General features: G+C 66.7%; 18 protein-coding genes. 8 read left to right on the forward strand and 10 right to left on the reverse strand.

What is annotated here, in order from left to right; genetic code table 11:
- The first annotated feature begins 59 nt into the window (after nt 1-59).
- The 4 genes from AAG816_RS07640 (at nt 60) to AAG816_RS07655 (ending at nt 4,360) form a co-directional block, all read left to right on the forward strand.
- Nucleotides 60-461, forward strand: coding sequence for an NUDIX domain-containing protein (locus AAG816_RS07640; protein ID WP_341988985.1), 402 nt, complete (start codon nt 60-62; stop codon nt 459-461).
- A gap of 90 nt (nt 462-551) precedes the next feature.
- Nucleotides 552-1,940 (forward strand): ethanolamine ammonia-lyase subunit EutB, encoded by a 1,389-nt coding sequence (locus AAG816_RS07645; protein ID WP_341988986.1) that lies wholly within the window; start codon nt 552-554, stop codon nt 1,938-1,940.
- Complete coding sequence (gene eutC, locus AAG816_RS07650; protein ID WP_341988987.1) at nt 1,937-2,716, forward strand: ethanolamine ammonia-lyase subunit EutC; 780 nt, start codon at nt 1,937-1,939, stop codon at nt 2,714-2,716. The genes AAG816_RS07645 and eutC overlap by 4 nt, the downstream gene beginning before the upstream one ends.
- Nucleotides 2,717-2,848: 132 nt before the next feature.
- Nucleotides 2,849-4,360: an amino acid permease gene (locus tag AAG816_RS07655; protein WP_341988988.1), complete on the forward strand. Its 1,512-nt coding sequence runs from the start codon at nt 2,849-2,851 to the stop codon at nt 4,358-4,360.
- 81 nt (nt 4,361-4,441) lie between these two features.
- Here the strand turns inward: AAG816_RS07655 and AAG816_RS07660 are convergent, their stop codons facing one another.
- The gene (locus AAG816_RS07660) at nt 4,442-4,822 is read right to left on the reverse strand and encodes a hypothetical protein (protein ID WP_341988989.1); all 381 of its coding nucleotides are present in this window, start codon (nt 4,820-4,822) and stop codon (nt 4,442-4,444) included.
- Nucleotides 4,823-5,113: 291 nt separating this feature from the next.
- Between AAG816_RS07660 and AAG816_RS07665 the strand changes: the two genes are divergently transcribed.
- Nucleotides 5,114-5,416: a hypothetical protein gene (locus tag AAG816_RS07665; protein ID WP_341988990.1), complete on the forward strand. Its 303-nt coding sequence runs from the start codon at nt 5,114-5,116 to the stop codon at nt 5,414-5,416.
- Nucleotides 5,417-5,730: 314 nt separating this feature from the next.
- Here the strand turns inward: AAG816_RS07665 and AAG816_RS07670 are convergent, their stop codons facing one another.
- Nucleotides 5,731-6,951, reverse strand: coding sequence for a YbfB/YjiJ family MFS transporter (locus tag AAG816_RS07670; RefSeq protein ID WP_341988991.1), 1,221 nt, complete (start codon nt 6,949-6,951; stop codon nt 5,731-5,733).
- 170 nt (nt 6,952-7,121) lie between these two features.
- Complete coding sequence (locus AAG816_RS07675) at nt 7,122-7,742, reverse strand: TetR/AcrR family transcriptional regulator (RefSeq protein ID WP_341988992.1); 621 nt, start codon at nt 7,740-7,742, stop codon at nt 7,122-7,124.
- Nucleotides 7,743-7,828: 86 nt separating this feature from the next.
- Here AAG816_RS07675 and AAG816_RS07680 point away from each other — a divergent pair, with 86 nt between their 5' ends.
- Together AAG816_RS07680 and AAG816_RS07685 are read left to right on the forward strand one after the other, a co-directional pair.
- Nucleotides 7,829-8,578, forward strand: coding sequence for an SDR family oxidoreductase (locus AAG816_RS07680; RefSeq protein ID WP_341988993.1), 750 nt, complete (start codon nt 7,829-7,831; stop codon nt 8,576-8,578).
- A gap of 125 nt (nt 8,579-8,703) precedes the next feature.
- Complete coding sequence (locus AAG816_RS07685) at nt 8,704-10,182, forward strand: alpha/beta hydrolase (RefSeq protein WP_341988994.1); 1,479 nt, start codon at nt 8,704-8,706, stop codon at nt 10,180-10,182.
- Nucleotides 10,183-10,192: 10 nt separating this feature from the next.
- On the opposite strand, the gene AAG816_RS07690 is transcribed toward AAG816_RS07685, so the two are convergent.
- Nucleotides 10,193-11,257 carry an AI-2E family transporter gene (locus AAG816_RS07690; RefSeq protein WP_341988995.1) on the reverse strand — a complete coding sequence of 355 codons (1,065 nt, stop codon included), beginning with the start codon at nt 11,255-11,257 and terminating at the stop codon, nt 10,193-10,195.
- Between the two features lie 113 nt (nt 11,258-11,370).
- Nucleotides 11,371-11,916 carry a hypothetical protein gene (locus AAG816_RS07695; protein ID WP_341988996.1) on the reverse strand — a complete coding sequence of 182 codons (546 nt, stop codon included), beginning with the start codon at nt 11,914-11,916 and terminating at the stop codon, nt 11,371-11,373.
- A 281-nt stretch (nt 11,917-12,197) separates the two neighbouring features.
- On the opposite strand from AAG816_RS07695, the gene AAG816_RS07700 reads away from it, so the two are divergent.
- Entirely contained in the window at nt 12,198-13,349 is a 1,152-nt protein-coding gene (locus tag AAG816_RS07700; protein ID WP_341988998.1) for an alpha/beta hydrolase, read from the forward strand.
- Between the two features lie 6 nt (nt 13,350-13,355).
- On the opposite strand, the gene gltS is transcribed toward AAG816_RS07700, so the two are convergent.
- The 5 genes from gltS to AAG816_RS07725 form a co-directional block, all read right to left on the reverse strand.
- On the reverse strand, nt 13,356-14,564 hold the full coding sequence (gltS, locus tag AAG816_RS07705; RefSeq protein WP_341988999.1) for a sodium/glutamate symporter: 1,209 nt from the start codon (nt 14,562-14,564) through the stop codon (nt 13,356-13,358).
- A gap of 136 nt (nt 14,565-14,700) precedes the next feature.
- A complete protein-coding gene (locus AAG816_RS07710; protein ID WP_341989000.1) occupies nt 14,701-16,155 on the reverse strand; it encodes a GntP family permease in 1,455 nt (484 codons plus the stop codon).
- Nucleotides 16,156-16,159: 4 nt separating this feature from the next.
- Nucleotides 16,160-17,200 carry a patatin-like phospholipase family protein gene (locus AAG816_RS07715; protein WP_341989001.1) on the reverse strand — a complete coding sequence of 347 codons (1,041 nt, stop codon included), beginning with the start codon at nt 17,198-17,200 and terminating at the stop codon, nt 16,160-16,162.
- 61 nt (nt 17,201-17,261) lie between these two features.
- Nucleotides 17,262-20,348, reverse strand: coding sequence for an efflux RND transporter permease subunit (locus AAG816_RS07720; protein WP_341989002.1), 3,087 nt, complete (start codon nt 20,346-20,348; stop codon nt 17,262-17,264).
- On the reverse strand, nt 20,345-21,436 hold the full coding sequence (locus AAG816_RS07725) for an efflux RND transporter periplasmic adaptor subunit (RefSeq protein ID WP_341989003.1): 1,092 nt from the start codon (nt 21,434-21,436) through the stop codon (nt 20,345-20,347). Before AAG816_RS07725 ends, AAG816_RS07720 begins: the two co-directional genes overlap by 4 nt.
- Between the last annotated feature and the right edge of the window lie 198 nt (nt 21,437-21,634).

The following is a 21,634-nucleotide window of genomic DNA, read 5'->3' on the forward strand; positions in this document are numbered from 1 at the left end:
TCATGCCCTACCTGACGCGCGTACCGGGCCTATCCCTGTTGCGCAGGGTCCGGCACGGGATGACACTGGGCGTGCGCACCATCGTCATCGACGGCGAGAACCGTGTCCTGCTAGTGCGCCACACCTATACGCCGGGCTGGCACTTTCCCGGCGGCGGCGTGGATGTGGGCGAGACCGTCGCCGACGCGGCGCGGCGGGAGTTGCGCGAAGAGGCCAATACCACCGCCATCGGCCCGCTACTTTTGCATGGGGTGTTTCTCAACACCCAGGGCGCCCGCCGCGACCATGTGGCCTGCTACGTCGTGCCCCGCTTCGAGGTTGGGCCAGCGCCGCGCCCCTCGCTGGAAATCGCGGAGGTGGTGTGGTTTTCCCTTCAGGCCCTCCCCCCAGACCTGAGCCCCGCCACGGCGCGCCGTCTGCGGGAGATCACCGCCGAGGCGCCGCCGGACGCGCTCTGGTAGCCATAGGCGGCATTTCGCCCGCGTTCCACGCTTGCCCGGCGGGCACGTCCGTTGCATTGCTCCTTGCTGTCGACGCGCCGGAGGCCCGCCATGCCCTATGTCCACCAAGCCGGAACCCGGCGCTTTGCCTTTGCGGATCTGAAGGATCTCATGGCGAAGGCGACGCCCCCGCGCTCCGGCGACATGCTCGCGGGCATCGCCGCGGCCAGCGCCGAAGAGAATGTGGCCGCCAAGATGGCCTTGGCCGACCTGCCGCTGAAGACGTTCCTGTCCGAAGCGGTGGTGCCCTATGAAGACGACGAAGTCACCCGCCTCATCATGGACCGCCATGACCCGATCGCCTTCGCCTCGGTCTCTGCCCTAACCGTAGGCGATTTCCGCGACTGGCTGCTCTCCGATGCGGCGGACGGCGCGGCGCTGGCCCGCCTCGCGCCCGGCCTCACCCCGGAAATGGTCGCCGCCGTCTCGAAACTCATGCGCAACCAAGACCTTATCCTGGTAGCGAAGAAATGCCGGGTGGTGACCCGCTTCCGCAACACCATCGGCCTGCCCGGCACTTTGGCGGTGCGCCTCCAGCCCAACCATCCCACCGACGATGCCGCCGGCATCTCCGCCGCCATGCTGGACGGCCTGCTCTATGGCTGCGGCGATGCGGTGATCGGCATCAACCCCGCCTCCGACAGCCTGCCCATGCTGGATCGGCTGCTGAAGCTCACCGACGAGGTGATCCAGCGCTTCGCCATCCCCACCCAGAGCTGCATCCTCACCCATGTCACCTCGTCCATCGAGCTGATGAACCGCGGCGCGCCGGTGGATCTGGTGTTCCAATCCATTGCCGGCACCCAGGGTGCCAATGCCTCGTTCGGCATCAATCTGGCCATTCTCCAGGAAGGGTTCGAGGCCGGTCGGGCGCTGAAGCGTGGCACGGTGGGGCAGAACTGCATGTATTTCGAAACCGGCCAGGGCTCGGCGCTCTCCGCCAATGCCCATCACGGCGTCGACCAGCAGACCCTGGAAGCGCGGGCCTATGGGGTGGCGCGGGTCTATGAGCCGCTTTTGGTCAATACGGTGGTGGGCTTCATCGGCCCGGAATATCTCTATGACGGCAAGCAGATCATCCGCGCCGGCCTGGAGGATCATTTCTGCGGCAAGCTGCTGGGCGTGCCGCTGGGGGTGGACGTCTGCTACACCAATCATGCGGAAGCCGACCAGGACGACATGGATACCCTGCTCACGTTGCTGGCCGCGGCGGGCGTGACCTTCATCATGGGCATTCCCGGCGCCGATGACGTGATGCTCAACTACCAGTCCACCTCGTTTCACGATGCGCTCTATGTGCGCGAGGTGTTCGGCGCCAAGCGCGCGCCGGAGTTCGAGGCCTGGCTGGAGGCCATGGCCATCACCGGGCCGGACGGGCGCCTGCTGCCTTCGTCCGGCAGCCATCCGTTGCTGGGCTTTGTGGAAGGACGCGCGGCATGAGCACGCCCCGTGATCCCTGGAGCGCCTTCTCGCGCCACACCCCGGCCCGCATCGCCTTGGGCCGCACCGGCGCCAGCCTGCCCACCGCCGAGGTGCTGAAATTCGCCTTCGCCCATGCCAAGGCCCGCGACGCCGTGCACACCCCGTTCGACGCAGCCGCCACCGGCGTGCAGGTGCGGGAGCTGGGTTTCGAGACCCTCGACGTCACCAGCGGCGCGGTGGCCCGCGACATCTATCTGCGCCGGCCCGATCTGGGCCGCCGGCTGTCGCCGGAGAGCCGCGCGGCCCTGGCCGCCCGTGCGCCCTCAGGGCCCATCGACTTGGCGTTGGTGATGGCGGACGGCCTGTCCTCCGCCGCCGTGCATGCCCAGGCAGTGCCGTTCCTGGCGGCGCTGCAGCCGTGGATCACCCAGGAGGGCTGGAAGACCTCGCCCGTGGTCATCGCCCGCGAGGCACGGGTGGCTTTGGGCGACGAGGTGGGTGCGCTGCTGAACGCCCGCGCGGTGCTGGTGATGATCGGCGAACGGCCGGGCCTGTCCTCCCCGGACAGCCTGGGGCTCTACCTCACCTTCCAACCGCAGGTGGGCTGCTCGGATGCCCAGCGCAACTGCATCTCCAATGTGCGGGTGGATGGTCTTTCCCATGCCGCCGCCGCCTTCAAGCTGGCCTGGCTGCTGAAGGAAGCCTTCCGCCGCAGTCTCACCGGCGTGGATTTGAAGGACGAGAGCGACGATTTCCTGGTGGAGGGGCATCCGCCACTGCGCCTGCCCGGTTGACGTCCCAGCCTGGCTGAAGCTCAGGCATGGATCTTGCCTGACGCAGCGGAGGCGGCAGGCATTCCGTGCCGCCCTCACCAGCGCGCCCCGCAGGATTTTGAAGCGGCGGCGGGCATGCGGAGAGACCGTCCGATGAGCGAATCCAACGCGCCCAAATCCATTGGCATCAGCTACACCACCGTCGATGTCGCCTATTTCGAGCAGCGCAAGCTGAAGCGCCACGCCCGCGTCTGGTCGCTCTGGGCGCTGGGAGTGGGTGCCGTTATTTCCGGCCATTTCTCCGGCTGGAATCTGGGTCTTGCCTCCGGCGGCTGGGGCGGCATGTTCATCGCCGCCATCATCATCGCCATCATGTATCTGGGGCTGACCTTCTCCATCGCCGAAATGTCGCCGGCCCTGCCCCACACCGGGGCGGCCTATTCCTTCGCCCGCACCACCATGGGGCCCTGGGGCGGCTTCGTGACCGGCCTGTGCGAGAATGTGGAATATGTCATCACCCCCGCCGTGGTGGTCTCCTTCATCGGCTCCTACATGGGGTCGATCTTCGGCACGCCACCGGGGTTTCAGCCGGTCTATTGGGTATTCGGCTACATCATCTTCGTCGGGCTGAACGTGGTCGGGGTGGAGCTATCGTTCAAGGTCACGCTGGTGGTGACGCTGGCGGCGCTGGCATGCCTGGTGGCGTTTTGGGTCAGCGCCATCCCGGTGATGGATTTCTCCCGTTGGGCGCTCAACATCGGCGTCGCGGCGGACGGCACCGCGGTGGAACTGCCCAATGGCGGCGGGCCGTTCCTGCCGTTCGGCATCGGCGGGGCGCTGGCGGCCATGCCGTTCGCGGTGTGGCTGTTCCTGGCCATCGAGCAATTGCCGCTGGCGGCAGAGGAATCCGTGGACCCCAAGACCGACATGCCCAAGGGTATCATGGCCGGCATGGCGACGCTGATCGTCTCCGCCTTCATGATCTTGTGGCTGAATTCCTCGGTGGCCAATGGCGCCTTCGGCCTGTCCACCTCGCTGGAGCCGCTGCTGGATGGGTTCAAGGCCATCTATGGCACCGGCATCGCCAAATTGCTGGCGTTGGTGGCGGTGATCGGGCTGATCGCCTCGTTCCACACCATCATCTATGCCCAGGGCCGGCAGATCTACTCGCTGTCGCGCGCCGGCTATTTCCCGCGCGGCCTGTCGGTGACGCACGGCGGCCGCCAGACGCCGCACGTGGCCATGATCGCCGGCGCGGTGGTGGGTCTGGTGATCATGCTGGCCATCTGGTTCGCCTTGGGCGCGGATGCGGGCGCGGCGGCCATCGGCGGCACGCTGCTCAACATGGCGGTGTTCGGCGCCATGCTGTCCTATGTGATGCAGGCGATCTCGTTCATCCTCATGCGCCGGAACATGCCGCACATCGCGCGCCCCTATAAGAGCCCGTTCGGAATTCCCGGTGCGGTGGCCACCATCGTCATCGCCCTGGTGACGATCTACTTCCAGCTCTCCGACCCGCTTTATCGCAGCGGGGTGATCGGGGTGGCGCTGTGGTTTGCCATCGGCATCGCCTATTTCGCCGCCATCGGCCGCCACAAGCTGGTGCTCTCGCCGGAGGAGGAGTTCGCACTCTCCGGCGGCACCGCGGACTACAAGAGCTACTGAGCCCAAGGGACTGAGACGCGCCCGCTGACCGGCGGCTCAAGATCGGGCCGGGGCTCCGCATCATGCGGCGCCCCGGCCCCGTCAGACCCGCTCGACCGATACCACGCGAAAGGTGTGGAACACGTCCTCCTCGCGGATCGACACATATTCCCCCACCGCGAAGCGCTCGTCCTTGAAGCGATAGCCGGTCTCATCGTCGTCGGTGCCGGAAATATCGTAGCGAAACGCCCAGTTGCCACCGGGCCGGCGTATCAGATGCCCCCTCTCGTCGCTCCCATCCGGACGGAAGCGCAGCACCCGGCAGGCGTCCCGGTGGTGGGCCCAGAGGTCTGCATCGATCTGACCATTGGAATCCAGCGGGGCGACGAACACATAGCCGAAATTGCGCGCGCCTTCCGGATGGTCCTTCTCGCGCGCCAATTCCAGCCGCACTTCCTTGAAAGCGTGGGGAAGCTCAGTCATGACGTTCCTCCTGGGCCGGACCGCCGCAGGGACGGCACCGAATGTCGACGCTTTCATGCCGCGACAGCCCAGCTCATGCATACTCCGTAAAAGCACGCAGGCCGACCGCCATGCGAAAACTTAATCTGTCTTGAGGCAACGCAAGATTCCGACCCGCCATTATGGTATGGTTACTCATAGCACGGGGAGGATTGACTCATGAGTGACGCATCCACTTTCGCATCCACCCTTCAAGACAGCATGCGATCTTTCCAGGATCAAATGCGCGGGTTGCACGCTGGCGCCACCCCCATGGCGTGGCCGGCCGCCGCCCTGCAGGCCTTCTGGTTCGAAACGCCGCTGGCGGTTGCGACCCATCTGCAGAAGTTTACCGCCGGCCAGATGCAGGCACAGATGGATCTCCTGGCTGGCCTCTCCCGCGAGGAAGGACCGGCCAATCTGATGTCCAAGGAGGCCGCATTCCTCCAGCAGTCCGCCATGGCCTGGAGCACGGAGATGATGGAACTGGCCAGCCTGGTCCAGACGAAAGTGCTCTCCGCGGCCCAGAAGCCGGAGCCGAACGAGACCACCTACCCGCTACCCCGCGCCGCCTGAGGTTCGGGTCACGGCAGGACTCCGCAGAGACCACCGGCCCCGCGGCACTCCGCAGGGCCGGACGCGGGCGAGAGGCGCGTATGCCGGCACGTTTGACATGGCTCGGATCGACATGGCTCGGTAAGACGGTGGCGCCAAAGCCGATCTGCAGAGCCGGGCAGGGCCGCAGCTCCACCGGGCCGAGACACCAATTCACCGAGACACCAATGCGCCGAGACACCAATGCGCCGAGACCTCCCCATCTGAGGCCGTAACTTACAGCGACCTTGATCTCCCCAGACCTCGGTGTCGCTAGATCCCTCCGTCCCGCAATCTTAGCGTCTCGGATGCGCCCGCCGACCCCCCAGGGCAAGGCCCAGCAGGTCCAGGGCCAGCGACAAGACCACAGCCGCCGCGCCCATGAGAAACAACGTCGGATAGCCGCCCCAGCCTCGGGCGAACATGAACGACATCAGGTAACCGCCACCGGCGGTGCCGAGCGCCAGCGCCGCCGTGCAGGCGCTCCAGGCCGCCGCCTGCCGCCGCGGATCGCCGGGCAGGACGTCGCGCACCCGCCCTAGCACCAAGGGCACGATGCCCGGCACGAATGCCCCGATGATGGCCGCGCAGACGAAGATCACCCAGACCGGCACCGGCGCCACAAAGCCGACAATGACCACGGCCTGGATCACGAAGGCCACCGGCAACGCCGTATCGAAGCCGATCTTGTCGGCGATGCGCCCGCAGATCAGCGGCCCCACCAGCGCGCCGAGCCCGAATACCACCCACACCGCCGATCCGGCGTCGAGCCCCAGGCCGCGGCCGCGCGCCACCATATCCACCAGGAAGATCATGGGCGGCACCAGGCCAAGGCCGTTGAGCCCGTAGCAGACCACCGCCAGCCAGAGCCGGAGGTTCCGCACCGGCCGCACCGCCTCCGGTGCGGCGACCGGGGAACGCCGGGTCTGCGGCCAGCCGTTCCAGGCCACCGCGGTTGCCGCGCTCGCCAGCAGGCCGAGCCCCAGCCAGGTCTCGGTGAGGCCAAGGCGCATGAGCAGGGGCACCAGCGTCCCCGAGGCGGCAATGCCGAGGCCCACACCGCCGAACACGATGCCGCCCACCGCCCCCTGGCGATGCACCGGCACCTGGGCCAGGACCGCCGGTGGCGCCAGAACGGTGAGCACGCCGCCGACCATCCCCGCTAGGCCACGCCAGAAGAAGAACCAGCCGAACGCCGCCGGCTGGGCGCATGCGAACAGGCTGAGGGCGGCGAGGGTCATGCTGAGACGCAGGATCCAGCGTAGCGGCAGCCGCGAACCGAGCGCACCGGCCAGGACCGCGCCCAGCAGATACCCCACCAAGTTCGCCGCCCCGATATAGGCCGCCTCCCCCGGCTCGAACCAGTGTTCGGAAATCAGCGCCGGGATCAGCGGGCTGTAGCCAAAGCGCGAGACGCCGATGCCGACGAAGGTGGCGCAGAACCCGGCCAGGGTCAGCCGCACCGCGGATGGCCCCAAGGGCGCGTCAAGGATAAGGGACGCGTCAGTACGCGGCATCGCAATGGCCTTCTTCGGCAATGGGAATGGAAACAAAGAGCGGAGGCCTGCCGGCCGAAGGATGATCGGCAATGAAGAGTGGGCCGCCTTGGGTCGGCCTGAATGGTTCCGCTACGGACCGGAGCCGCGCCAATGGGCAACGCATGGCACGCCCGCCGCTGAAGGCGCGCTCATGGCGCGCCCGCCAGGATCTCCCAAGCGGCGATGGCGGCGGCGCCGATGGCGATGAGCTCGTCCGCGCTGCGTCCATCGCGCGCCTGGAGCGAGAGGCCGTTCAGCACGGTGCAATAGAAATTGGCCATCAGGCCCGCATCAGCGGTGGCGGCCACGTCGCCGTCCGCCATGCCCTGGCGGATGCGGGCTTCCACGGCGCGGCGCACATCATCGCGCCGGGCCACCAGTTCCGCGCGCACCTCGGCGCTGGCGGGCGTGCCGACCACCGCCGACAACACCACCAGGCAGCCCAGCGGCTTGCCCGGCGCGGCGTAGAACACCGCATTGTCGTGCAGCATGGCGGCAACGGCGGCGCGGGCGGTGGGGGCACGGGCGAGCGCCTGCTTGGTCAAGCCCTTTCCCTCCTTCGTGTAAAGCTCCACCGCCTGCCGAAACAGCGCTTCCTTGCAGCCGAAGGCGGCATAGAGGCTCGGGCGTTCGATGCCCATGGCGGCGGTGAGGTCGCCGATGGAGGCGCCCTCATAGCCCTGCGCCCAGAACACCTCCATGGCGCGGTGGAGGGCCTGGTCGCGATCAAAGCTGCGGGGGCGGCCCCGCTCTGCGCCACTAGTTTTCATACCGATCGTTAAATAAATCCCTTGACCGGATCGCGCAAGCCCATCAAATCATTTTCATACTGATTGGTACGTAAAGGAGCACTGAGATGAACGAACGCATGCCCTTGCAGGGAAAGGTGGCGCTTGTGACCGGGGCGAGCCGTGGCATCGGCGCCGCCATCGCCGTTCGCTTGGCGCAGGATGGGGCGGATGTGGCCCTCACCTTCGCCACCTCGCCCGGCCCGGCTGCTGAGGTGGTGCGGGAAATCGAGGCACTCGGCCGCCGCGGCCTCGCATTGCATGCGGACAGCGCCGATCCGGCGGCGGTGGTGCGGGCGGTGGATGCGGTTGCCGAACGCTTTGGGCGCCTCGACATCCTGGTGAACAATGCCGGTGTCTTCCCCACCGGGCCGCTGGAAGAGGTCACGCTGGAGCAGATCGACCTGGCCTTGGCGGTCCATGCCCGCGCAGCCTTTGTCGGCGCCCAGGCCGCCGCCCGCCACCTGCCCAAGGGCGGGCGCATCATCTCCATCGGCAGCCAGTTGGCGGAGCGGGTGCCCCGACCCGGCGTCACCCTTTACGCCATGAGCAAGGCGGCCCTGCTGGGATTCACCCGCGGCCTGGCGCGGGATCTGGGGCCGCGCGGCATCACCGTCAATCTGGTGCACCCAGGCTCCACCGATACCGACATGAACCCGGCGACCGGCGCGCGCGCCGATGCCCAGCGCGCCGCCAGCGCCCTGGGGCGCTACAGCAGTGCGCAGGAAGTCGCGGCGGCGGTGGCCTATTTCGCCAGCCCCGATGCGGACAACGTCACCGGCACCAGCCTGCTGGTGGATGGCGGCACCTCTGCCTGAGGCCTAAAGGGCGGCGTCCCGCAGTGCTGTACGCCGTCCGCGGCTTTCTGATATGCACCGGCAATGGCTGCGGTGCCCGTTCCGGCTGCGGCGGCCCTCATCCGCAATCTTCGGACACCGCAGCCATGGCGCGCTTGTTGAAGCTCTTGAAGCGTCTCTCCATCCTGGGCTTCGCCATGGCGCTGACGGTGTTTGCAGTGCGCATCTACGACACCCAGCGCGGCCCGCCGCTGGAGCCTTGGCACACCTATGTGCCCCAGGAACTGACCATCCCGGAAATGGATCGGGCGGATTGGGCGTCTTATCTGGCCACCGAGCAGCGCCTGTTCGACGCCGTGCGCGGGGAAGTCACCGAGAAGCTCCCGCCAGCTGACCGGTTGCCCATCAATCGCTATTTCGACGGCAGCCCGATCTATCCGCCGCACTTCCAGCAGGACTGGAACCGCTCCTATGTTCTGGAGCCGCAGGGGCCGGTGCGGGGCGCCGTGGTGCTGCTGCACGGACTGACGGATTCGCCCTACAGCTTGCGCCATGTGGCGCGGACCTATGCGGAGCGCGGGTTCGTGGCGCTCGGCATCCGCCTGCCCGGACACGGCACCGTGCCGGCGGCGCTCACCACCGCCACGTGGCAGGACTGGACCGCCGCCACGCGCCTGGCCATGCGCGAGGCCCGCCGCCGGGCGGGACCGGACGCCCCGCTCCATCTGGTGGGCTTTTCCAACGGCGGCGCCCTGGCGCTGATGAATGCGCTGGAGGCGAGCGACGATCCCGCCCAGCCCCGGCCCTCCCGCATCGTTCTGATCTCGCCCATGGTGGGCATCACGGAATTTGCTCGCTTCGCAGGACTGGCGGGCCTGCCTGCCATTCTGCCGGCCTTCGCCAAGGCGGCTTGGCTCGGCATCGTGCCGGAGTTCAACCCGTTCAAGTACAACTCGTTTCCGGTGAACGGCGCCCGCCAGTCCTATCTGCTGACCCAGGCCCTGCAAGGCAGCATCCGCGCCCACGCCCGCGGCGGACGATTGCCGGACTTCCCGCCCGTGGTCACCTTCCAGTCGGCGCTAGATTCCACCGTCAGCACAGGGGCCATCATCACTGCCTTGCACACCCTGCTGGCGGATGGGCGCAGCGAACTGGTGCTGTTCGATCTCAACCGCAACACCAAGCTTGACCAATTGCTCCGCCCCGCGGCGGACCGGGTGCTTACGCGCCTGTTGCCACCGGCCCCGCGCACCTATCGCACCACCATCGTCACCAACCGCAGCCTGAATGATGCGGAGGTGGAGGAACGGGTGACCGAGGCCGGTGCCACGTCCGAACAGGTGCGCCCGCTCGGCCTGTCTTATCCGCGCGACATCTACTCGCTGTCGCACGTCGCCTTGCCCTTCCCCATGGATGACGGCCTCTACGGCATGGAGCCGTCCACCAGCCCATCCGAGGACTTCGGCATTCAGTTGGGGTCCATCGCCGCCCGCGGCGAGCAGCGCGCGCTGATCGTCAATCTGGACATGCTGGTGCGGATGACCGCGAACCCGTTCCTGCCGTTCATGCTGGAGCGGATTGCCGCCGACATCCCCGTCGCCGCGGCGCCACCAGCCGGCCGATAAAGCTTCGGCCTCAGGCGGAAGGCGGCATCTCCGGCGCCAAGGCCACGGGATCGGCGGGGGCCTGACCGGACAGCAGGTCAGACACCCAACGCGTCGGCTCGTGATGGGCGCACAAGGTCAGGATCGCGATCAGCAGCGGCACGCCAATGAAGGCCCCCGGCACGCCCCACAGGAAGGCGAAGAAGAATACCGCGAACAGCACCATGAACGGCGACACCGCCAGCGCCTTGCCGGCGATGCGCGGCTCCAGATAGCTGCCGGACAGGAACTGGATCAGGTTGAGGCAGAGGAAGACGAACGCCGCCATCTCGAAGGATTCAAACTGCACCAAAGCAAAGAAGGTGGGCAGCAGGGTTGCCACGAATGGCCCGATGAACGGGATATAGTTCATCGCGAACGCAATGGCGCCCCAGGCGGTGGCCAGTTCCAATCCCGACGCCAATGTGAAGCCCCACACCACAAGGCCGGTGGCGATGCTCATGAGTGTGCGCACCAGCATGTATTTCTGCATCTTGCCGGCGATATCGGCGCCGGCCCGGAGCATGAAGCCGCCGGCATCCCCGCGTCGCGTGCGCGCCAGCTGGCGCACGAAAACATCCACCTCCAGCAGGCCGAGGATCACGAACACGAACGTCACCACCAGGAAGCTGAACAGGCCATGCACCCGGCTGGAGATCTCCTGGAACAGGCGCAGCAACCAGCGGACATCGAAATGCTCCGCGACCATGCTGGCCAGGATGAAACCGTGGCCTTCCAGCCAGTCTCCGGCCTGGCCATAGAGGCTCTGGAAGCGCCCTGCATTGGCCAGGGTCCATTGCCCCACCCGAGCGAAACCCCACACCACGATACTGAGGACGCAGCCCACCACCAGCAGCGTCACGATGAGCGTGACCGCCATCGCCGCCAGCTTCGGCACGTGCCGCTGCATGCCGCGCTGCAACGGCCAGACAATGGCGATGATGAACAGCGCGAACACCACCGGCGCAATGATCGACTGGGCCAGGCTGACCGCCGCCCCCACGGCCACCAGGGCAATGAGCCCGACCAATGCCCTGATCACCGGATCCTTGCCCATGTCATCCCCTTCACAACGCCCGCGTGCAGCATTGGCGAAGGCGTACGTCCCCGGCAAGCCCCCGCGCCCTATGACCTCGGGCGCCGCACAGCTTCCGCTGCCGCGACCTGGCCTCAGCCTTCGGCCGGGCGGCGATGCACCTGGACGGTCAACCCCTGGATCCGCTGATAGAGCTTGATGTCACGGCTGAACGGCCACCACGCATAGAGCAGCAGTTCCATGGGGTGCCACAGACCCACCCAGCCGGCGATCAGCAGCCCTTCGGAGACCAGATAGCTGATTGCGGATGCTTCCCGCAGCACATGCTCCATCCCGGCGGACAGGCCGAGACACACCGCCAAAAACACGATGCCGACGCGCAACGCCCGGCGCCCCTCGCTCCAAACGGCGCTGCGCTCCCTGCGGCAATACTTGATCTTGTTGTGGCAATAGGTCCGCAATGCGCGCGGCAGCCGGGCGGCCAGATCGTCTTCGTCCGGACGCTCCGGCACGTCCACCACCAGCCGGTGGACGCTAGCCCCGCGGGCGGTCAGCACGGCCATCAATTGGTCGATGCCGGAAAGATCCGTATCGACGCCATCGAACGGATCGGCCTCCTCCGCATCGAAGAAGGTGCGCAGGGTGGAGAGGCGGAGGCGGATTTCGGTGGGAGCGGTCATGGCCTGCAACGCAACTGAAGATCGGGGAGGAGCCTCACGCGGCGGTCGCGACGTGCAGAAGAACGCAAGCAGCGCCGGCCGGTCGTGTGGCTTTATCCTGTTCCTATAGCATCCAACGCCCCTTTCCGAAGGGGTGTTGCTCCTGCCGGCCTGATGGCCGGCGCGGCGGGCGTGCCTTCCCCCGGCAAGCGCCGTGCTCTAAGGTGCCGCCGCGCTTGGGCACCGCCCACGAGCCAAAGGCTTGATGCATCAATCTGTTCAAATGTGGCGGGGGCTGCGTGGTGTCTTGTTCCAAAACCGCGGTGCCGCGCATCCTGGCCCTGGCGCTAGCCCTGCTGGCGGTCAGTTGCGCCCCCTCAGACCGCGGCGCTCTCACCCCCGTGGCCGAAACGGCACCCGGTGCCACCACCGTGGATATACTTGCTGCCACCACCCGCGCGCCCTCGGACCTGCCCGGCGTCGTGTATAATGGCGAACGGGGCAGCGGCCTCTCCTTCACCAATGTGGTCGTCTCCATTCCCCCGAACCGCGAAGTCGGCTCCATCCAGTGGCCCCGTCAGGCCATCGCCGACCCGGCGACGGAATTCGCGGTCACATCCTTGAGCGACGTGCCGCGCTCCGGCGTCCTGGCTTGGTACAAGGGCCACGCGGTGAAGAAGAAGCGCGTGCTGATTTTCGTCCATGGCTTCAATACCCGCTTTGATTCCGCGGTTTTCCGCTTCGCCCAGATCGTCCATGACATGCATGCGGATCTGGCGCCCGTACTGTTCTCCTGGCCATCGCGCGGCCAAGTCTTCGACTATAATTATGACCGCGAAAGCACCAATTTCTCCCGTAACGACCTCGCCTATGTGCTGCGCGAGACCGCCCGCAGCCCCGCTGTGGATGAGGTGGTGGTGATGGCCCACTCCATGGGCGCGTGGCTGACGGTGGAATCTCTGCGCCAACTGGCGCTCCAGGACGGACGGGTGCCGGCGAAGATCTCCAACGTCATTCTCGCCTCGCCCGATCTCGACCTCGATGTCTTCCGCCGCCAGATTGCCGAAATGGGCCCCAAGCGCCCCCGCATCACCATCTTCGTCTCGCGCAACGACCGCGCGCTGGCGCTGTCGCGGTTCATCTCGGGCGGGGTCACGCGGGTCGGGGCGGTGGATCTGACCCAGGAGGCTACACTGGCTGAACTGGAGGCGAGCGAAGGCATTGTCGCGCTCGACCTGTCGGCCCTCCAGAACGGCGATGCCCTAAACCACAGCAAGTTCGCCACCAGTCCGGAAGTGGTGCAACTGCTGGGAACCCGGTTGAGTTCGGGCCAGAACATCAATGATCAGAGCGCCGCCGCCACCGGCGCCGGCGCGGCCCAGGCGCTGGGGAATGCGGTGGGCACGGTGGTGGCCAGCCCGATCCTGGTGTTTACCGGCGGCGGGCGGAACTGAGTTCCTTCACCGCAGGAAGAAGCCGATGGCCACCGCATTGGCGATATCGATGAAGAAGGCCGACACCAGCGGCAGAATGATGAAGGCGGTGGGCGCCGCGCCATGGACCTTGGTCACCGCCGTCATGTTGGCGATGGCGGTGGGCGTGGCCCCGAGGCTGATGCCGGTGAAACCGGCCGCGAGCACCGCTGCCTGATAATTGCGGCCCATGGCCGGGAACACCACGAACAGGATGTAGAGCACGGCGCCCACGGTCTGAACGCCCAGCACCACCACCAGGGCCGGCCCCAATCCGCCCAGCGTCCAGAGCTGCATGCTCATGAGCGACATGGCGAGGAAGACATTCAGCGACAGGTCCGACACCAGGGCAAGCGCGCGCGAGCGGGTCGGCCATGTCAGGCGTGGCAGCGCACGCGGAACCGTATTGGTCAGCACGATGGCCACCAGCAGGCACACCACGAACAGCGGCAACTTCAGCCCGGTGCGCTCCACCGCCTCCTCCAAGGCGTAGCCGATGAGAATGCAGATGTTCAGCACCAGCAGCGTGCTGAGCAGGTCGAGATGGGTCACGCTGCCGGACTCGCGGCCAGCATCATCCTGCGGCAGCCCGACCATGGGTGCGGCGGCATCATTGCCGTGCAGGCGAAAGCGGGAGATCAGCAGCCCGGCCACCGGCCCGCCCACCAGGCTGGCCATCACCAGCCCCAGCGTGGCCGAGGCAATGCCCACCTCCAGCGCATTGGAGAGGCCGAAGCGCTCGGTGATCAGCGGCGCCCAGGCAATGGTGGTGCCGTGCCCGCCGATCAGCGACACCGATCCCAGCAGCGGTGCCATGCCCGACGGCAGGCCCAGCAGAAAGCTCGTGCCGGCGGACAAACCGTTCTGCACCGCCAGATACACCACGGTCAGGATCAGCAGCACCACCAGCGGCCGACCGCCCGCCACCAGATCCGACAGGCGCGCATTGAGGCCGATGCCGGCGAAGAAATACAGCAGGAGCATATCGCGGGCGGCGAGATCGAAGCTCACAGCAAGGCCCAGGACCTCATAGCAAAACAGGGTTGTGAGCGCCGCGATCAGGCCGCCCGTTACCGCCTCGGGGATATTCCAGCGTCGCAGCGGGCCGACCGCGCGGTTGAGGCCCGCCCCCAGGAAGAACACCAGGATGGCGATGGTGAAGGTCAGCAATCCTGTAACCTGAACTGTCGTCGGCATCGTCGCTTACATCCGCCCGGGCGCCCGTCACGCTCCGGGGAGCATACCAAGCCCACCCGTCATCGTGGCCATACGCATGAAAAAGCCGCTGGGCCAGATCCGAGCCCGGCGGCGTGGAACCACATCTGCGCCCACCTCAGAACGAGCCGACGGCGCTTCCAATCACGATGACTGCAACGAGGGCAAGCAGCGCGCTGACCACAGCCACCATTACGATGTCAAAATAGCTCTTGGCATGGGTGGAGCCGCACACCGCCAGCAAGGTCACCACCGCGCCATTGTGCGGCAGACTATCCAGCGTACCCGAGCCGATCACCGCCACCCGGTGCATCAGCGCCGGCTCGAGGCCGATCTCCGCCGCCAATGTCATGTAGGAGGCGCCCAGCGCATCCAGCGCGATGGTCAGGCCGCCCGAGGCCGATCCGGTGAGCGCCGCCAGGATATTGGTGGCCACCGCCAGCGACACCAGCGGCCCGCCCTCGATGCCCAGCACCCAGGTGCGCACCAGTTCAAACGCCGGCATCGCCGCCACCACCGCGCCGAACCCCACCAGGCTCGCCACACTGAAGGCCGGCAACACCGAGGCATTGGCACCCGCATCCATGCTGCTGCGCAGATTGGGCAGCCGGCTGAAGTTCAGCCCGATCAGGACGAGGATCGCCGCCGCCAGAGCAGTGGCCACCGACCACACGCCGCCCACCGCCGACAGCGAGGTTTCGCCAAAGCGTACCTCCGCCAGGAAGCTCACGTCGAGCCGCGGCAGCACCACCAGCGACATCACCAGATTGACCGCCACCACCACCACCAGCGGCAGCGCCGCGGCCCACAGCGGCGGCCCCTTGGAACTATGGGCGCCATGGGTCAGTTCGGCAGTGTCGAACTCGTGGGAGCCGGTGGCCCGCTCGCGGATGAATTCATCGTCGGCCACCTGCGCCGCATCCACGATGAGCGTATCGCCAAAGCCCTCGCCCCGGCTGCGGGCGATGCGCTCGGCCCGGTTCAGCCACCACATACCGAAGCCCAGCATCACCGCCGACGCGATGATCCCAAGGCCCGGCGCCGCAAAGGGCGTGGTGCCGAAGAACGGCATGGGGATGGCGTTCTGGATCGCCGGTGTGCCCGGCATGGCGGACATGGTGAAGGTGGAGGTGCCCAGCGCGATCGCCGCGGGCATCAGGCGCCGGGGAATGCCCGCGGCACGGAACAGTGCCTGTGCCATGGGCGCCAGCACGAAGAAAGCCACGAACAGGCTGACGCCGCCATAGGTGACGATGGCCCCGGCCAGCACCACCGCCAGGATCGCCCGCTTCTCGCCGAGGCGTCGGGTCATCTCGTCGGCGATCACCGTCACCGAGCCGCTGTCGTCCATCAGCTTGCCGAACAGCGCCCCCAGCAGGAACAGCGGGAAGAACTGGGCGATGAAGCTCGCCGCATTCGACATGAAGGTCTGCGTCCAGTGGGCGAGCAGCGGCTCGCCCGCGAACGCCGCAGCCACCAGCGCCGCCGCCGGCGCCAGCAACAGGATGCTCCAGCCGCGGAAGGCCAGGAACAGCAGGAGGCCGAGGCCGATCAGGATGCCGAGCAGGCCCATGGTGTCACACGCCTTCCAGCAGCAGGTCGAGATCGAGCGAGGAGCGTTTGCCGAGATTGTCCGCGCTGGTGGCGAGGAACGTCTCGGCGGACTTGCGCCCCTCGTCGCGCAGCATGGTCAGGAACTCCCATTCCGCATTGAGCTTCGAGGAAGAGCCGAGCGTCGCCATCAACGCATTGGGCACCATATGGATGCGCATCTTGGCCCATTGCGCACCCTCCGTATGCCCGGGATCCGCCACCTGCCGCATCAGTGCGATCATGCGCAGTTCCTTCAGGAGCACCGCATTGAACGACACTTCATTCAGCCGATTGAGGATCTCTCGCGCCGAATTGGGCGTGCCCGGCCGCTCCACCGGATTGATGGGAATGAGGATGGTGTCATCGGAGTCTAGTTCCCGCACCAAGGGCGTCATGGTGGGATTGCCGGAATAGCCGCCGTCCCAATAGCTCTCGCCATCGATCTTGATGGCCTGGAACATGGTGGGCAGGCAGGCGGAAGCCAGCAGCACATCGGGGGTGATCTCGCCATTGCGGAATACCCGGCCGCGCCCGGTGCGCACATTGGTGGCGGTGATGAACAGCCGGATCGGCGAGGTCTTCAGACGCTCGAAATTGATCAGGTCTTCAAGGATGCTGCGCAGCGGGTGGGAATTGCCGGGATTGAGGTCGTAAGGTGAGTAGAGCCGCGAGACCAGATCGAGGGTCACGAACAGAGGCGAGTTGTCCAGCGTCCAGCGACCCATCATCTTGTCGATCGGGCCGCGCTGGAACGGGCTGAACCGCGCCGCCTCGGCCACCCGCTTCCAATAGGTCTGCAGCGCTTCTCGGGCACCGGACGCTCCGCCGGCCGCAAAGCCGTCCGCCAGCACGGCCGCATTCATCGCCCCGGCGGAGGTGCCGGAAATGCCGTCGATGGTGAGCCAGGGCTCCTCCAGCAGCCGGTCAAGAACGCCCCAGGTGAAGGCACCGTGGGAGCCGCCGCCCTGAAGGGCAAAGTCCACGAGCACGGGTGCGCGTTCGCCTGTGACTGTCTGGTCCGGCATGTGCCGCATCCCTTTTCACGATCGGTTTCCGCCGCCCAGGACGGGCGGCGGCCGTATGGCCTCAGCCGTGGGACGTGACGCCGTCCGGTGCGGAAGTCGGCTTCATCGCTGGGGTGCGGGCATTAGGCCCGAACCAGGTGACATAGAGCGCTGGCAGGAACACCAGCGTGAGCAGCGTCCCGACCAGAAGGCCGCCCATGATCGCAAAGGCCATTGGCCCCCAGAACACCGTGGGTGCGATGGGGATCATGCCCAGAACGGTGGAGACGGCGGTGAGCATGATGGGCCGGAAGCGCGAGCTGCTGGCGGTGATCACCGCATCCCACACCGTGTGCCCCAGCGCACGCTCGGCCTCGATCTGGCCGATCAGGATCACCGCATTCTTGGTGATCATCCCGATCAGGGCCAGGATGCCGAGGATGGCGACGAAGCCCAGGGGCCGGCCCGACAAGAGCAGCGCCGCGGCCACTCCGATCAGCCCCAATGGGGCCACCGACAAAACGAGGAACAGGCGCTGGAAGTTCTGGAGCTGGAACATCAGCACCGTGAACATCAGCAGCAGCATCACCGGCACCACCGCAAACACCGAAGCGCTGGAGCGCGCGCTCTCCTCCACGGTGCCGCCCACGGTGATGTGGTAGCCGCGCGGCAGCGCTTTGGTCAGGTCCTGAATCTGCGGCGCGAGCGCCGCGACCACCCCCTCCGGCAAGGCGCCGGTGACCACATCCGCCTGGACAATGAGGGTGGGGACGCGATCACGCCGCCAGATCACCGGATAGGCCTGGGCATATTCGAAAGTGGCCAACTGGCTCAGGGGTACGGTGCGCCCGCTGGCCAGGGGGATCTGCAGGGTGGACAGGGTTTCCAGCGATACCCGCTGCTCGTCGGTGGCCCGCGCCACCACATCCACCAGATAGATGTCGTCCCGCACCTGGGTCACCGGCGCGCCGGAAATCACCGTATTCAGCACCCCGGCAAGGCTCTGGGTGCTCAGGCCCAGCAGGCGGGCCTGATCCTGGTCCACCCGGATGCGGATTTCGCGGGCCGGCTCGATCCAGTCGAAATTGACCTTCTCCGCATCGCGATCGCTGGCCACCACCCGCGCCAGATCGAACGCGATCTCGCGCACCTTCTCCACATCGGGTCCGCTGACCCGATATTGCACCGGCCATCCCACCGCCGGGCCCAATTCCAGCGGATAGACCCGCCCGATCAGGCTCGGAAAATCAGTGGCGAGCAGCTTGTCCAGGCGCACCCGCAACCGCTCGCGGGCGTCGATGTCCTTGGCGACGATCACCGCCTGGGCGAAGAAGTCGTTGGGCAGTTGCACGTTGAGCGGCAGATAGAAACGAATGGCGCCGCGCCCCACATAGGTGCTCCAGCGCTCCACGTCCGGGTCGCTCTTCAGAACTGCGTCGAAGCGCTTGGCGATATCCTCGCTGGCATAGATGGACGCATTCTGCGGCAGGCGCAGATCCACCAGCAGTTCCGGCCGGTCCGAGGCCGGGAAGAACTGCTTGGGAATGAGCGGGAGCGCCAGAACCGCCGCTGCGAACAGCGCGACGGTGACCGCGAGGGTCGCCCACCGCCAGCGCAGCGCAAAGGACAGCAGGCCCACATAGAGGCCGATCACCCGGCCGGGGCCGGTCGCGGCGCTCTTCTTCGGCGGCTTGAGGATCATCACCCCCAGCAGCGGCGCGAACACCACCGCCACCACCCACGACACCAAGAGCGCAATGGACACCACCGCGAACAGCGAGAAGGTGTATTCGCCCGCCGAGGAGGCCGCAAAACCGATGGGCACGAAGCCGGCCACGGTGACGAAGGTTCCCGCCAGCATGGCGAAGGCATAGGTCTTGAAGGCGAAGGTGGCGGCCACCTCCTTGTCATCGCCCGCCGCCAGACGGTTGATCATGGCGTCGGTGGTGGTCATGGCATCGTCCACCATCAGCGCCAAAGCGATGATGAGGGCCCCCAGCGAGATCCGCTGCATGTCGATGCCCGCAAGCTCCATGATGGCGAACACCACCGCCAGCGTCAGCGGGATGGACAGCGCCACCACCGCCCCCGCGCGCACGCCCAGGCTGATGAACGAGATCACCAGGATGATGCCGATGGCCTGCCAGAGCGAGGACATGAACTCGGCGATGGAATGGTCCACCGTCACCGCCTGATCGGCCACCAGCACCGGCTCGATGCCGATGGGCAGATCGTCGGTGATCTCCGCCATGGCGGTCTTGATGGCCTTGCCGAGCGCCAGGATGTCGCCGCCGTCGCGCATGGCGATGGCAAGGCCGATGGCGGGCACGCCATTGGCGCGGAACTGCGGCTTGGGCGGATCCGCATAGCCCCGGCGCACGGTGGCGATATCGCTGAGCCGCAGCAGCCGCCCGCCCACCACGAAATTCACATTGGCGATGTCCTGCTCGGAATTGAACGCGCCGGTGACGCGCACGGAGATTGCTTCGTCGCCGGTCTGGATAATGCCGGCGGGGCTGACGATATTCTGCCGCTGCAGTGCGGCCAGCACCGCCGAGCGATCGATGCCGAGACTGGCCAGTTCCTGCATGGAGAATTCGATGAAGATGCGCTCGTCCTGCACGCCGAGGATCTCGATCTTCGAGACGTCCGGCACCTGCAGCAGCTTGGAGCGAACCTCCTCCACATAGTCGCGCAATTCGCGTTGGGAAAAGCCGTCGGTGGTGAAGCCGTAGATGATGCCGAAGGTGTCGCCGAACTCGTCATTGAACCCCGGCCCGACGATGCCGGCGGGCAAGGTGTGGCGCATGTCGCCGATGGACTTGCGCACGTGGTACCAAATGTCCGGCACCTCTTGGCCGGTGGCGCTGCCCTTGAGATTAACGAAGATGGTGGTGACACCGGCGCTGGTATAACTGCGCAGGAAATCCAGCTTGGGGGTTTCCTGGAGCGTGCGCTCCAGGCGTTCGGTCACCTGCTTGACCGTGTCTTCGACCGTGGCACCGGGCCAGGCCGCCTGCACCACCATGGTCTTGATGATAAAGGTGGGGTCTTCCCCGCGCCCGAGCCGGTTATAGGCCAGGAGGCCGGCGAGCACCGCCACGGCCATGAAATAGATGACCACCGAACGGTGGCGGAGCGCCCACTCCGACAGGTTGAGGCCCCTCACAGAGCCGCTCCCAGCAGGCGCACCTTCTGGCCGGGATGCAGCGCCTGCACACCGGCCGTGACCACGATGTCGGCGGGCTTGAGCCCATCTGCAACGGTCACCGCCGCGGGCGTGAAGCGCAGCACCTCGATATTGCGCAGCGACACCGTCTTGGTGGCGGGATCCACGATCCACACCGCCGGCTGGTCCTTCACCCGCGTCAGAGCGGAGGCGGGAATTTCAATCACCGGGCCGGTGTCGAGCTTGACCCGGCCGGTCACCGTGGAGCCCAGCCGCATCGCCTCCGGCGCATCGATCAGCCCGACCCGCACCTGGAATGTGCGGGTCACCGGATCGGCTTGGGGCGCCACTTCGCGCACCCGGCCCATGGCGGTGACGCCCGCGTCATCGGTCAGGCTGACGATGATCTCCGGATCGCCCGGCATGGTCCGCAGGACGGAGGCGGGAACGTCGAACACCGCGTCGCGGCCATTGCTGCGGGCCACCTGCAGCACGGCCTGGCCCGGCTGCACCACTTCACCAGGCTCGGCCCGGCGGGCGGTGACGGTTCCGCCCGCATCGGCCTTCAGTTCGGTGAAGCCCAGCCGATCCTGGGCGGTCTTCAATTGCGCCTGTGCGTCGTCCATCCGAGCGCGTGCGGTCCGGAACGCCTGCTCGGCCACTTCGAATTGAGCGCGGGGCGTGAAGCCGCGGTCCAGCAGCGTGCGCTGGCGCTCATAGGCATTGCGGGCCTGGCTCAATTGCGCTTCCGCGCTCGACACGCCGGCTTCGGCGGAGCGCAATGCGTTCAGTTCATTCTGCGGGTCCAACCTGGCAAGGACCTGACCCGGCTTGATGACATCGCCCACATTGACCAGACGCTCAATAATTCGCCCGCCGACGCGGAAGCCGTAGGTCGCCTCGTTCTGGGCTTCCACATGGCCGGTGAGAGAAATGGCGTCCCCGGCGGGGCGGGGCGTGGCGGCCACCGTGCGCACCGGTCGCGGATCGGACGCGACAGGCTCCTTTTCCTTTCCGCAGCCAGCCAGAAGGAAAGGCGCCACCAGCGCCAATACAAGCAACGGCGCCCCGCCGACCGATCGGAACATCCCACCCGCCCTATGATGTCTCAGGGGCACAGACATTGGCTAGATCCAATGTCATGCGCACCTATTGTCTACCGACAAGCTCAGCCTGACAGCCGCTTGACATGAAGGCAATCCTTAGCAAGTCATTGAATCGGTTGCGACCGATAAAATTTCACGCGTGACGCTTTATAGAGGACCCTATTCGAAGGTGTCGTGACA

The sequence above is a fragment of the Azorhizobium sp. AG788 genome, from assembly GCF_943371865.1.
Lineage (GTDB): Bacteria > Pseudomonadota > Alphaproteobacteria > Rhizobiales > Xanthobacteraceae > Azorhizobium.

Coding starts and splice junctions, on each gene's coding strand:
- AAG816_RS07640 (WP_341988985.1), top strand. CDS start 60: ATGACACTGGGCGTGCGCACCATCGTCATCGACGGCGAGAACCGTGTC.
- AAG816_RS07645 (WP_341988986.1), top strand. CDS start 552: ATGCCCTATGTCCACCAAGCCGGAACCCGGCGCTTTGCCTTTGCGGAT.
- eutC (WP_341988987.1), top strand. CDS start 1,937: ATGAGCACGCCCCGTGATCCCTGGAGCGCCTTCTCGCGCCACACCCCG.
- AAG816_RS07655 (WP_341988988.1), top strand. CDS start 2,849: ATGAGCGAATCCAACGCGCCCAAATCCATTGGCATCAGCTACACCACC.
- AAG816_RS07660 (WP_341988989.1), bottom strand. CDS start 4,822: ATGACTGAGCTTCCCCACGCTTTCAAGGAAGTGCGGCTGGAATTGGCG.
- AAG816_RS07665 (WP_341988990.1), top strand. CDS start 5,114: ATGGCGTGGCCGGCCGCCGCCCTGCAGGCCTTCTGGTTCGAAACGCCG.
- AAG816_RS07670 (WP_341988991.1), bottom strand. CDS start 6,951: ATGCCGCGTACTGACGCGTCCCTTATCCTTGACGCGCCCTTGGGGCCA.
- AAG816_RS07675 (WP_341988992.1), bottom strand. CDS start 7,742: ATGAAAACTAGTGGCGCAGAGCGGGGCCGCCCCCGCAGCTTTGATCGC.
- AAG816_RS07680 (WP_341988993.1), top strand. CDS start 7,829: ATGAACGAACGCATGCCCTTGCAGGGAAAGGTGGCGCTTGTGACCGGG.
- AAG816_RS07685 (WP_341988994.1), top strand. CDS start 8,704: ATGGCGCGCTTGTTGAAGCTCTTGAAGCGTCTCTCCATCCTGGGCTTC.
- AAG816_RS07690 (WP_341988995.1), bottom strand. CDS start 11,257: ATGGGCAAGGATCCGGTGATCAGGGCATTGGTCGGGCTCATTGCCCTG.
- AAG816_RS07695 (WP_341988996.1), bottom strand. CDS start 11,916: ATGACCGCTCCCACCGAAATCCGCCTCCGCCTCTCCACCCTGCGCACC.
- gltS (WP_341988999.1), bottom strand. CDS start 14,564: ATGCCGACGACAGTTCAGGTTACAGGATTGCTGACCTTCACCATCGCC.
- AAG816_RS07710 (WP_341989000.1), bottom strand. CDS start 16,155: ATGGGCCTGCTCGGCATCCTGATCGGCCTCGGCCTCCTGCTGTTCCTG.
- AAG816_RS07715 (WP_341989001.1), bottom strand. CDS start 17,200: ATGCCGGACCAGACAGTCACAGGCGAACGCGCACCCGTGCTCGTGGAC.
- AAG816_RS07725 (WP_341989003.1), bottom strand. CDS start 21,436: ATGTTCCGATCGGTCGGCGGGGCGCCGTTGCTTGTATTGGCGCTGGTG.